This is a genomic window from candidate division KSB1 bacterium, from assembly GCA_034506395.1.
In the GTDB taxonomy this organism is placed as follows: Bacteria; Zhuqueibacterota; Zhuqueibacteria; order Thermofontimicrobiales; family Thermofontimicrobiaceae; genus Thermofontimicrobium.
Genome location: JAPDPQ010000036.1, coordinates 35,810 through 48,865 on the forward strand (window position 1 = coordinate 35,810; position 13,056 = coordinate 48,865).

A 13,056-nucleotide genomic window follows, 5' to 3' on the forward strand; every position below is an offset into this window, starting at 1 on the left:
TCTCTTTTAGTTTTTCCTTCGCTGTGAATCTTTTGGGTGAAATTTATTGCATAAACCGTGGAGCACTCCCCACTGATTTTTGGGTGAGAGAAAGTAATCAGTAATCAGTGATCAGTGATCAGTAATCAGTGATCAGTAATCAGTGATCAGTGATTGGTGGTGTGCAATAATGATTTCACCATGCTTTTATTCTACTAATATCATTTTCTTTTTGAAAATTTTGCCATCAGACAAGAGTTGATAGAAATAAATGCCTGAGGCAACAGCGTTCCCCATCTCATCACGGCCATCCCAAATGATATGATAAGCCCCACCAGTTTGATTTGCTTCATCCACTAATTTTCTGATCGTTTTTCCTGTCAAATCGTAGATCACCAACCGCACTTGATGCTGGCCAGCTGGCAATTCGTAACGAATTTGGGTCGTCGAGTTAAAGGGATTGGGATAATTTTGCGCCAAAGCCACCTGTTTCGGCAGCAAATTGATCATGATGATTTGGGAAAAAGTGATTGACCCATCCAGGTCCTGTTGCCTCAGGCGATAGCACCAATTCTGCGAACCAGGATGGCGATCGATAAAAACATACTGCTGAGGTTTGGCGGTGGTTCCCTTCCCGGGCACAAACCCGATTGTCTGCCATTCCGATGCCATTTCACTTTTCCGCTCGATAAAAAAGCCGAAGTTATGGCGTTCCGAAGCCGTTGTCCAGATGAGATGGACATCCCGATCCACTATCGTGGCAGAAAAAGAACTCAATTCGACTGGAACAACACCGAATACACGCACCATTCCATCGCGCATTTCTGCCAAGTAATACCCTGAATTAAATGACATTTGACTAAGATCCACTAGGGTTGTGGAACTATCTGCTCCAATGACATTAAAATTGAGCCATAGCAATACTCCCTCGCGATCAATAGGTTGCGTACCAACAGCACTGAAATTTAAAACGCCAGAGGAATAATTCGTTGTCGGCATCTCCCAACCAAAAGCAACGGTCGCAGTCGTATCCACCCCTTGATATTCTAAAACATTTGGATCAAATCTCACTTCTCCAGCGTAGTCGCGCAATTGGTATCCCCCGATCTTTGCAATATAAATTGGCAGGATCAATTGGCTGAGGGAAGGGGCGGTAGTATCAGGAATGGACACTTGAACCTCGATGGATTGAGGGCTGATAACCAGCAATTTGCCATTTGTCGTCTTCGATTTTGGTACACCTTGATTGAAAACCACACTGATAAAAGTCAGATTGGTGGACTGATTGGCTTGACCAATAATCTGAAATTTGATCCAGAGCAGGCGACCGCTCCCGCTTAAGGGCAAGCCGCTCATTTTTATCCTTAATGCTCCACCAACATCGACAAAGTTGGTAATGCTCCATCCTGCTGCAATCGTTCGATCTGTCACCCCTTCGATAGCTTTGAGGATATTTTTATTATACTGCAGCTCCATTGAGCAACTGGTAATGGCTAAGTCAGTGACATCACTGATGTAAATTGGGATCAAAATCTGGCTATTGACCAAACCAGTGGTATCTGGCAGGCTGACCGAAACTTCTGGAATTGGGAGCACCCGAAGCGAACCATGATCTGCCAAAGCAATGGGATTCCATTGATTGAATCGGGCGCGAATCCATTGCAGCGGTGATTGCTGGCCCTCCGAGCCGATCACATTGAAATTCAAATAAACAAGTACGCCGCTATCCTGGAGAGCTTGTGTCCCCTGCAGTGTTACAAAGAGGGTATCATTCGCAATTTTTACAGCAGAAGAATCCCAGCCCTGGGTCAGCGTATTAAGCTGACTGATCCCTTTGGCCTGCAAAATTTGGGGATCGAAACGAACAACCAGTTGTGTGGATAGGATATTTAAACCGTTCGTATTTCCAATCGTAATCGGAATAGCTATCGGATACTGGCTGGCTCCAGTCGTATCGGGAAGTGAGACAGCGATTTGTGCTGGAGCGATATAATTATGCAAGAAAACATCTTTTGTTAGGGGATTCTTTGCTTGATTTGCCAGAATAGGGCCCAGAGTTGAGTCCTGCAAGCCAGGCAGAAAATAATTGAGATACGGCAGGCTGATGCTACCTTTTAATTTCTCCCCCTTGAACAAAATGCCCACATCTCCATAGGAAACTTTATCACCAGTATCATTTGTCCCATCTGCCGTACTGCCAGTGAGGCTCTCATGATAATATAATTCGTAACTGGCGTTACTTGGCGGCGTAAATTCGTTGAGCACCACAACCGACCCCATGTTTCCTCGATACATGTACCAATTCATAACCGGGCTCGGAGCAATCGTTTTATTTGGTGGAGAAGGCTCAGCAATTCCGTCAATCACCAAATTTTGGTTGTAAGGATTATTGAACAACATGCCCCGCGCATTCGCGCTCAAATCAAACGACTGTCGAATAAGTTTCACACCATAATCGCTATCCAATTTTTTATCTGCACCTAACGCAACGATATAATAGGGATAGTAGCGATATTGAAAGGTACCTACGTTTATATCGAGTCCAGCGAACGAGCTTTTATAACTGATATCGCGCAAGATGCGAATTGGCCCGCGTTTATAATTTAATTGAGTGACAGTTAAATTCTCTTCTGTCATGTTATAGCTGAGGAACGATAGGTATTTGCCATTCACTCGCGCTTTCTGTCGATCCAGAATATCTGGCCCATAGGCACCAGTCGAATCAGCGATTCGCCAAACATCTGGAATGCCAAGCGAGTTATGGCCTTCGAGGTAGGCTTTGGCTTTAATGGTATCTGCAACCCCGGTCGTCGGCGCGATATATTTGATGTAATAAATCGGCAGATTTGGGTCATGTGCCAACGTGCTGGAGCGATAGACATAAACATATTTTTTTGTAGCGGGGTCATCTGGATTATTGATCTCAAACTCGTAGCGAATATATTGCCGCGAGTCTTCATCATCAATCCAACTGGTGGCTGGGGCTCTATCTCCCGCTTCTCCCGCCAGAAACAGAAATTCATCCACAGTATCGACCAATGCATTATAGTTGGTCCCAAAATAGCCAGCATTCCCATCCAGCTCATCAATTTGGACGGTGAGCTCGCGCCATGAATTATCCAATTCGTGATAAGAGAAAACGAAAATATGGCTGATCGGCGCTGGGATGAACCTGGGGATCGAGTTGCCCGTGAACAGCATCACCTCATGTTTGCGGGACTCACTCCAATCGCCCCCAAAAACTTTTTGGCTGAGCCAACCGATCAGCAGAACAATTAATAAGCAGCTTCTTTTCTTCATAGCCAGTTTTACTCGAAAAGATTAGAGGATTTTTCTCCCAGGCAAACCTGGTCGCCTTTGCAAAGTAGGGCAAAATTATTGTCTCAAAATTCTGATAACCATTGTCGCGGGGCTTAATTTCATGGCCATCGAAAGGCCATTAGTATTCTTATCGTCGAACTAACTCAAATAATGCACTAAACAATCAATGAACCGGATCATTTCAATCGATCAATTCAGCGGTTTGATCCATCCGATTCATCAAGAAAGCTATTTCTATGGCCAACCAATCCATGTCCTCATTGAGCTATTTGATCAGCAGCATTTTATGGGTTTGGATAAAATTATCTGCTTTGAGGCGATAGAAATAGGTCCCTGGGGCGACCATCCTACCATTATCATCAGTGCCATCCCAACGAACAGCATAATACCCAGGCTTTTGTTCCTCATGAATCAGGGTTTTCACCTCATGGCCCAAGAGATCAAAGATTTTGAGCTCCACCATTACAGCGGATTGATCCACCACTGGGATTTCATAGCGGATGGTGGTCTCTGGATTAAACGGATTGGGATAATTTTGATGAAGTGCAAAAGTTTTCGGAGCACCAAGATCTATTCGGACTTCATGAGAGTACTCGAACTTGCCGTCAAAGTCGATTTGTTTGAGCCGATAATAGTACGTTCCTACCGTTCCAGGGCGATCCTCATAGAAATATAATTGCGGCGTGGTGGTCGTTCCATGTCCATGCACCACGGCAATAGCTTTCCAGAGCGTATCTATAACAGTTTTCCGCTGGACTTCAAAACCGTAATTATTCGATTCGGTCTGGGTCTGCCATTCTAAGCGGATCATTCCATGGGTCTCCAACGCTCGGAAATAAACCAGCTCAACAGGAACATACTGGTTAGCCTGAAATTGGAGTTTGAATGGACTGGCAAAATTGTTAGCCAATGCACTCCCCAGGCTAATGGGTTGATTCGGCCCCAAAAAATAGATGCGATAACCGACGCTGATATTTCCAGAGATATCTTTACCTTCTATCTTGATCCCGGTATCACCCCAGGACATCTGATCCCCAGTATCGTCGCTATTGGTCTTCTTTTCATCATAGTAATACAGCGTCCGTTTATTGCCGATCGGTTCAATTCGGAAGACCAAACTGTAAGTTCCCTGATTTCCAGTCACCATCCACCAATTCACTGCCGGGGCATCGTCAATCTTGTTATTGATGTTCTCAGTACCGCCGCTCCCATCGATGATTTTCCCTGCAAGATTATAGGGATTATAAAATTTCATCCCATTGGCATTCGGATTGAGATCAAATGATTGCCGGATCATATCGACATGATCACTCGGTTTGATCGATCCCGATATTCCGCCCGATTCGATGCTAAATGGGTAGTACAGAAAAGGAAAATTCAGATCTTTTGGTGAGATAAGGCCAGGGAACAGATCGATATGCCAGAAAACCTCTCGAATCACCCGCACTGGCCCGAGCTTGATTCTGACTGTATCGAACGATGTTTCACTGATGGTTTCATCGACGTAGATAAGAATCCCATAATTTAGCGTAATCCGAATTTTCTGCCGATCCAAGATATCGACTCCTGTGCCATGGAGCATTTTCCAATCGGTCGGAATGCCACCTTGGGTATGATTTTCTACATAACTTTTTGCGAGGACGCTATCGGCTCCGGGTTGGCTCGAAGTAGCAGGGCGGTACATCATGTAAGAAACGGAAGAAAGAGGAAGCCTATTTGGGGACCGAAACACATAGACATAACCAGTCTGTTTTGTCACGGTGTCCACGATTGCTATTTCGAGCCTCTCATATTGTTTAGAGTCAGCGTCATCGATCCAATAGCTGGCATCTGGGGCTTGCTCGCCAACATCCTTAGCCATGAAAACGAGCTCGTCATTTCCGTCAAAAACACCATTTGGATTGGGTAGCCAGTAATTGGTTGTATTATCCTTCTCATCAATCTGAAAAGGAATCGGACACCAATCGCGTTCTCTGTTATCAAATCTATAGACATAAACCTCATTGACTGGAACACCTGTCAAACCAAGGATAAGATTGCCTGAAACCACCACAGGGTCCAAATCCCGAGCATTATTCCAATAGCCAGCAATCTGTGCCGCGCTGGAAATAACCATCATAATCAGCCACGCGCCCCAGATGATCATAAACATTAAGACTTTTTTCGCCATAGCGCATCTCCCAAAGCTGCAAGTTGGAAACTGAAAACTAAGTCCCCCCATTTTATGAAGCTATAAAAGCGAGTCTACTTTTCCAAAAGCGCAATTAAAATTAAACCATTTTTGTTAAAATAGCAACATAATTTTTCCGTCCTGATATTTTTTTATTGTCATACTTTCATCGACCAAGTTGCTCCCCAGAGGAACCTGCATGAAATCATAATTGCTAAATATTTTGCCTCGGACTATGGAAATACTGACCAGCATGAAGCGCGCTCACATTGATTTGTTTGTTATGAAGCACCAGCATGGATATCAAATTGGCCTGTTCTTTTACACTTGTTTTACACAAAAAGCTTGACTTTAATCAAAATTATACGTATACTGATACTGTCGAAAAATATAAACTATCAGCATACTGGCAAATTTATGAACAAGGAAATTCTGACCACAAAAGAGATTCTTGAGCAACTGAAACTTGATTCTGAAGTCTTTCAGGAAATTTTGAAACGCAAAATGATCAAGCCGATCGGAACCGTGGATGAAAACGTCCCAGTCTTCGAAAAACGGGTGGTTCAACAGCTCACAGAGATCATGCAATTTCAGTCGATGGGATACAGTATTGAGGATATTGAGAAGATTCTCAAAAAGGTCGGTCTGCCATCAACCAAACAGGCTGAGGAAAAGAGTCATCCATCGATGCGCCTGCTCACAGTGGGTGAATTGGCGACGCGCGTAAATGTCAATCCGCGCACGATCAAATACTGGGAAGAACGGGGGATCATTGAACCAGATACACGGTCAGAGGGTGGGTTTCGACTTTATGCAGAACATTGGGTTTATCTCTGCAATTTGATCAGCGATTTGCAATTGTTCGGCTACACTCTTGAAGAAATTAAGGAGATATCAGACCTGTTCCGCGATTTTCTAGCGATCCAGAAGTCCATCCATGCATTTCCACCAGACGAGACACGCACCAAATTGCAAACCATGCGAGAGCGCATCCAATCCTTTTTCGATAAAATGAACCAATTCAAGGAGGGTATTCACCGCTGGGAGGAACTTCTAAAAAAGAAAGAAAAAGAGATCAAACAATTTGAAAACCGATTGAATCAATTGCAAGCGACCAAAGCTGCGAAGGAGAAAAAAACATGAATTCTACCACCCGTCCCAGGATCATTTTTATTGAACCGAAATCCCCCAATTTACACATTTATTCGAAATTCGTCATTCCCCGCCTCGGAATTTTGATTCTGGGTACGATTATGAAAAAAATGGATTGGGATGTCCAGGTAATTCTGGAGGAGAACCAGGAATTGGATTTCGATCATATCAGCTCAGCAGACATGATCGGTATTTCGACCATCACATCCACCGCGCCGCGGGCTTACGTTATCGCTGATCAGGTGCGGGGGATGGGCATCCCAGTTATCATGGGGGGACCCCACGTCAGTTACCTGCCAGATGAAGCCTTACAACACGCCGATTTTGTCATTCGGGGCGAAGCCGAACAAGCCTTGCCGCTGTTCCTCCAACAATGGCTGACAACAAGGGATTACAGCTCCGTTCCGAATTTATCGTTTCGACAAGATGGAAAGAATTTTCATAATCCGATGGGTCAGCCCATTCAAAATTTGGACGCCATTCCTTATCCTGATTTATCCCTCATCCAAGGGGGCATCAAGCGGACCTTTGGGTATCGGATCATCCCCATCCAAACCTCGCGCGGCTGCCCGTTCGATTGCGAGTTCTGCTCGGTCACAGGCATGTTTGGGAGGAAATTGCGCTATCGCTCCACTGAGAATATCATCAATGAGCTGCGCCAATATGATGACAAGAAGAACGCGGTATTTTTTTATGATGATAATTTTACCGCGAACCGCCAGCGCGCCAAAGAGCTGCTCCGCGCAATGATCGCTGAGAAATTCAAATTTAGTTGGTCCACTCAGGTGCGGGCCGATGTGGCTAAGGACCTGGAACTGGTTCAACTCATGCGTCAGGCAGGTTGCGAAACCGTCTATATCGGTTTCGAATCGGTCGATCCAGAAAGCCTCAAAGCGATGAAAAAAAATCAAACCGTCGACGAGATCAAAACCGCCATCAAAGTGCTCACAAAAAATAACATCCAGATCCATGGCATGTTTGTGTTCGGTTTCGACACCGATACTCCTGCCACGATTCAGGAAACGATCCGTTTCGCCAACCGCAGTGCTATCGGGACAGTCCAATTTCTAATTCTAACCCCATTGCCTGGCTCAGAGACGTTTCGAAAATTGAAAGAAGAGGGACGTATCAAATTTTTCGATTGGACGTTGTACGATGCGCATCACGCGGTGTTCGATGCCAAGCATTTGAGCATCGGCGAACTGCAACGCGCTCAGATCAAAGGCCATCAATCCTTTTATTCATGGACACAGCTATTGAAGCGCGCCATTCGATTCCGTTGGTATCAAGTTTTGGTCGGCCTCTACGCTCGAAAACTGAACCGCATCTGGAAAAAGAAAAACCGGTTATGGCTCAAAGTATTAGAACTGTTGAAACCTAATTTCGATTTCCAAATCTCTATCGACTTCAAGCAGGTGATCCGCTTGCCGATGAAATTCTACAATAAAAATATTGAGAAAATGAAAAGCGAAAGCCGTCACAGCGACCATTCTTTGGTTGGCTTGAATGAACCTGGTCGCATGGTGGTATCAAGATAGATAACTTGCTCTATTCAGGATTTTTTTCGTAGCGTTGGAGGATCACCTTGCGTGCCAGCGAACGATAGATGGGTGTGGGAAGCATTCGGATAAGATGGAAGAGCAATTTCATCCTGAACGGATAAATGTAGACCTTTCGTTTGCGTGCCACTGCCCTGATCATCAGTTTGGCAGCTTTCTCTGGGCACATTAACCAGATGCGATGGCCCTGGCCGCGATTGATCTCAGTATCTACAAAACCAGGATGGATTATGGTGAATTGAAGCTGAGGGAATTCGGTTGCCAAGCTCTCCATGAAATAATCGAGGCCGATTTTGGTTAATCCGTAGATCCCCCGAGTCGGCACTCCCCGCATGGCCACGGCCGAGCCGATGCCGACGATCGTCCCGGAATTTTGCGGCACCATGATCTCAAGGCAGGCGCGGATCGTGTAAATCGCCCCTTTCAAATTGGTATTGATCACCGATTCTATTTTGTCCCAGTCCCATTTGTGAAAAGAATTATTGACGCCGATGCCACTGTTCACCCAGGCCACGTCCAATCGCCTTGCTTCGCGATAAAAGTCGTTGATGGCGGAATAAACGGCTTGCCGATCGCGGACATCGCAAGCCCGGATCCAGAACCGGCTGCCGCTGTTTTTCAATTTTTCGGCCAACTCTTTCATTCTTTCTTCACGGCGGCTTAACAGGCAGAAATGAATTTGGAAAGGAGCCAACGCCTCGACCAGCGCATAGCCCAGACCTGAAGAGGCACCAGTAATAAGCACAGATTTATTTTGCCAGTAGGAGATTAATTTTGAAAGCATCTGAATTTCGGCTATTTAACAGTTTCCCGGCTATGACTGCCAAATGGCAAAAGAATCTCAAATTTCAAAAGCCAATTTAAAAGCAATTGACGACCTTTGCTCTAAATGGTCATCTCTGATCTGAAAAGAACCGGCATGGAGATATATTTGGAACTTGCTTATTGAGATTTATCAGTAACAAATTTTTGTTCCCCTGGTCGCTTCACCCAAAATCGCTTTAGCGATCGAGCCAGGCTCCGAATCTCCTGAAATGATGATCGCTTGGATATTGGGATTCTCTCGGATCAACTGATAGGTTTGTTCTACTTTGGAGCGCATCCCGCCGGTGACATCGGTTCCAGCCGAGCCACCCAATTGAGCAATTATCTTCTCATAATTGCTCTGGTCGATCACTGGGATGACTTTTCCTTCAGCGTCTAACACGCCAGGCACATCGCTGATCAACACAATGCGGTGGAAAAAGATATAATCGGTCAATTTCTGTATTTGATCTTCGGTTGAGGCAATGGTGAAATCTTGCTTTTCATCCAACACAATATCGCCGTGGATCAGAGGAATCTGATCAGAGTCCAGTAAAAAGCGGATAGCCCGAGTATCCATGAACAGCAATTTGCCATCCTGGGCCATCGCAATGGCTGATGGTTGAACAGTGATCGGAAACAAGCCTTCCTCGGCACAAAGCTGAAGGATGCGGAGGTTCATTTTGATCATATCCTGCCGGATCTGATAAAACGCCTGCCAACCGAATTGGGCATTGCTTCCCTGCTGCGCTCGATAATTTTTAGCCACAATATGGCCATAGCTGCCAGCGCCATGAGTTAATAGCAAACTCACTTGACCCGTTCGCACGGCCACCAGCAATTCCCGAGCGACCTTGCGCACGCGATCTTCTTTCAGGCTCTCGGGCTTGTTTTTATCCGTGATAAACGACCCCCCAATTTTAACAATCACTCTTTTTCTCAATCTTGATCTCTCCTTCATCAATCCGAACCACATCACCGGTCTGAAATCGATCAATTGCCACTTGGTCGACCGTAGGGATCTCGCTAATGATCGCCCCAACGGCGACGATTGTCTCACATTGTTCAAGAATCATGCCAGCCGGGGCAACATTATTTTTCTTTAATGCATAAAGGATATAAGACCCTACCGTGCTGCCTTTGGCGTGAGGGAACACCAAAATTTTCCCAGCAATGGATTGTCCCTGCAATGGATGTCTCGGCTCTTTGATGATCCCGGTTTTCTGATCTACTGCACCAAAAAAGCTGATGGGCAAATCGGATTTCACAACTTTTCCGCGCGCTTTGCCGGAAAAGATAACTCGTCCTGTCAAGATACTCATCAACATCTCCCTGCGATCCCTGTCAGAAAAAGATACTCAATTGATAGAACCAACCTAACTGGTTTTCATTCTTTAGATTTTTAGGAGTCAGGTTAGCTATCCATCGGATGCTCCCATAGACCTCGAGTGTGAAAAATTTGATCGGTTATTTTGTCACCCCGCTGATAGGTGAACCTGAAGGATTTTTCTTTTTGGATTTTCACCCGTTGAGCTCATCTATTTTTCGGGCAATATGGTCTGACGACTATCAGCTCCGATTCTTGAATTGCAAGTTAAAAATGCCCATTGATCGCCGCTTGAACACATTGTTCCGTCGTCCCATAACGGACAACGGCCGCCTGATGAGATGGCAAATAAGTCGCGGCTTTGGCCGAGTTGGTCGCAATATATTTGATCCCCATCTCCTCAAGTGGGGCGACCACCATGCAGGTATCGGCCAATACTTTTCCACCAGCCCTTTCGATGATTTCGAGCCAGCCGTTGGCTCTGGCATCCTCTCGGACAATGGCGGAAGTGGCGATCCATAATGGTTTTTTCAATTGGCGCTGGCCAATCATTTCTGCAATCACTCTCAATTCTTCCAGCGAGGCGTGAGGACATCCCAGCGTTACCAGGTCGATTTGATTGCCTTGCTGATTCAATACGATTCTTGCGTCTTCCAGATATTGAATTTCGATCACAGCCGCATTTTGCTTGATCATTCGCTCGCCATAGGATATTGCCTCGGGCGTAAAATCCTCGATGTGGTACAGCGCCACCGCTCCGGAAGCTGCCATCGCTGCTCCCAATGCTTTGAGGCAGACTATCCGCGCGGTTTCATCGGCTGGCAGATCGATCCCATGAAAAAATGGAACGCCATTCCCAATCTTTTTGCCGACTACATAACCCAGCAAACCAAAATCAGCCGATGATTTTAATTGGCAATTGACCAAAACCCGGTGCGTCGCTAATCGGTTTTCATGAAGATGCAATCCAAATCGTGGTGTTCGACCGCAAAATGCGGCTGCTAATGCTGAGGGCCCCCCTTCTCGATTCGTTCTCGCCCCTAAGACCGAATTAGCGTAACACACTGCAGAAGATTCGCTCCAGGCAATATGCTCCCCCTTCTGGGGCACAATTCCGATGTGATACGGTGTACAGGTTAATGTCGCCCGCACGCCCATTCGTTTCAGCGCTTCGATAATCTCGAGCTGCTTTTGCGCAAATTCCTCGGGAAATCCCAGCTGCCGCCACAACTGCCGATCGATCCCAGCCGGATTCATAAATGCTGGGATATGAACCCGGGCATTCTGATCGGCCCAATCGCGCAAAAATTCCAACCCTGGATCGCCGATGTTTTTATAGCTGACTCCTGCGATCTGGGCAGAAGTTACCGCTACCATTTCTTTCGCCCCATAGATTTGGCCCAGAGCAACCAGAATCTCTATGGCTTTTTTTAAGCCAAGTCCGTGTTTGCCGTCTAATAATGCTTGTTCTTTTTTAGTAAGCTTCATGAAAAATGAGCTCCCACAGAACTGAAATGCCACAGAAATGCCTTTTGAATCGGAAAAAAATGATTTCAGACAGCCGATCTGGGATCTGAAATGATCCGATGCTGATTATTAAATTGCCTCAGCGTGATCATCCATCATTAAACGGGCATCGGCTCATTATTTGGTCACATACGGTCGTTCCACCGTATAAGTCAGCGTGAAATCCCCATTGGACGATCGGACCCGATGCGATTGATCAACCCCCCAATTGTCCTGCGCTGAATGCGTGACAAAAATATCGCCTAATGACTCAGCCGTTGTGACATCGGCATCGTAGCCTGTAAAAAAGATATGAATGTTTGCACCGTTGTAAACGCGTACCCGAACCCGCTTGAACCAATTGCCTCCGACTAACTCGCGGCTGGAGCCAGAATTCAAATCCATCTGATTACTGAGCGACGTGTAATCACAGTTCACCGCACCATAGAAAAATAGCTCGCCAGAACCAGCATTATCCTCGTCGTTATGCACCTCGATCTTTCTGAAGGTGACGATAAACAGCTCTTCATCGGCAGCCGGCTTCGCGTCCAGATCTTTTATCCGATAATGCAACACAAAATCGTTATTGCTCGAGGCACGCTGGTTGCAGCCAATCCCCCAATTGTCCGCCTGGGTATAAGCCAAATTGATCTCACCCAGCGAATCATCCGAATCGGGCCAGTCATCATCATAGCCGCTGAAATGAATGCGCAGCGAGCCATTCTCTGGGACATAAACGGTTTTTTCCCAGCAGCCTTTTCCGCCGAGATAAATTTTGGTGCCGCTATCCCGATCGAACTGACCGCTTTTGCCAGTCTCCTGACCATTCACGATACCGCTGAAAAATAGCTCGCCCGAACCGTACGGGTCTTCATCATCATTCAGATCGATGCGATCGAATTTTACCTGCAGGCGCTTGTAGCCCGTAGGCGTACCTGCATCCACGATCCAATAGTACAAGGTGAAATCGCCATTGCTGGATTTGATTTTCTGGATATTATATTGCACACCCCAGTTGGGAGGCCCAAAAGTCAGATCGATCTTGCCCAGCGAGTCATCGGCATCGGGCTCATCGCCATCATAGCCTTCGAAATGAATGGTCAGATTTTGCTCGCTCACCAACGAAACTCGGCGCTGCCATTGAGCGCCAGTCAAATAGATAGTCGAGCCGCTGCTGGCGGAAATCTCATCGCTCCATTCGGTAGAGATGCCATTCACCTCGCCCTTAAAATGAAGTT

Annotated in this window: 9 protein-coding genes; 2 read left to right on the forward strand and 7 right to left on the reverse strand. The window is 46.1% G+C overall.

All coding sequences use genetic code 11. The features are described from left to right. Positions 1-186: 186 nt before the first annotated feature. Together ONB37_17395 and ONB37_17400 are read right to left on the reverse strand one after the other, a co-directional pair. Positions 187-3,279: a cohesin domain-containing protein gene (locus ONB37_17395; GenBank protein MDZ7401936.1), complete on the reverse strand. Its 3,093-nt coding sequence runs from the start codon at positions 3,277-3,279 to the stop codon at positions 187-189. Between the two features lie 286 nt (positions 3,280-3,565). After that, a complete protein-coding gene (locus ONB37_17400) occupies positions 3,566-5,470 on the reverse strand; it encodes a T9SS type A sorting domain-containing protein (GenBank protein MDZ7401937.1) in 1,905 nt (634 codons plus the stop codon). Positions 5,471-5,887: 417 nt separating this feature from the next. Here ONB37_17400 and ONB37_17405 point away from each other — a divergent pair, with 417 nt between their 5' ends. Next, positions 5,888-6,613, forward strand: coding sequence for a MerR family transcriptional regulator (locus tag ONB37_17405; GenBank protein MDZ7401938.1), 726 nt, complete (start codon positions 5,888-5,890; stop codon positions 6,611-6,613). After that, the gene (locus tag ONB37_17410; GenBank protein ID MDZ7401939.1) at positions 6,610-8,160 is read left to right on the forward strand and encodes a B12-binding domain-containing radical SAM protein; all 1,551 of its coding nucleotides are present in this window, start codon (positions 6,610-6,612) and stop codon (positions 8,158-8,160) included. The genes ONB37_17405 and ONB37_17410 overlap by 4 nt, the downstream gene beginning before the upstream one ends. A 10-nt stretch (positions 8,161-8,170) precedes the next feature. On the opposite strand, the gene ONB37_17415 is transcribed toward ONB37_17410, so the two are convergent. From ONB37_17415 to ONB37_17435, 5 genes are all read right to left on the reverse strand, one after another. Further along, a complete protein-coding gene (locus ONB37_17415; GenBank protein MDZ7401940.1) occupies positions 8,171-8,965 on the reverse strand; it encodes an SDR family NAD(P)-dependent oxidoreductase in 795 nt (264 codons plus the stop codon). Positions 8,966-9,136: 171 nt separating this feature from the next. After that, positions 9,137-9,928: an isopentenyl phosphate kinase gene (locus ONB37_17420; GenBank protein MDZ7401941.1), complete on the reverse strand. Its 792-nt coding sequence runs from the start codon at positions 9,926-9,928 to the stop codon at positions 9,137-9,139. Beyond that, positions 9,906-10,307 (reverse strand): DUF126 domain-containing protein, encoded by a 402-nt coding sequence (locus ONB37_17425; GenBank protein MDZ7401942.1) that lies wholly within the window; start codon positions 10,305-10,307, stop codon positions 9,906-9,908. Before ONB37_17425 ends, ONB37_17420 begins: the two co-directional genes overlap by 23 nt. Before the next feature lie 272 nt (positions 10,308-10,579). Then, positions 10,580-11,800 carry an aconitase X catalytic domain-containing protein gene (locus ONB37_17430; GenBank protein MDZ7401943.1) on the reverse strand — a complete coding sequence of 407 codons (1,221 nt, stop codon included), beginning with the start codon at positions 11,798-11,800 and terminating at the stop codon, positions 10,580-10,582. 156 nt (positions 11,801-11,956) lie between these two features. Further along, positions 11,957-13,056, reverse strand: a 1,100-nt coding sequence (locus tag ONB37_17435) for a hypothetical protein (GenBank protein ID MDZ7401944.1), incomplete at its 5' end; no start/stop codon positions are given.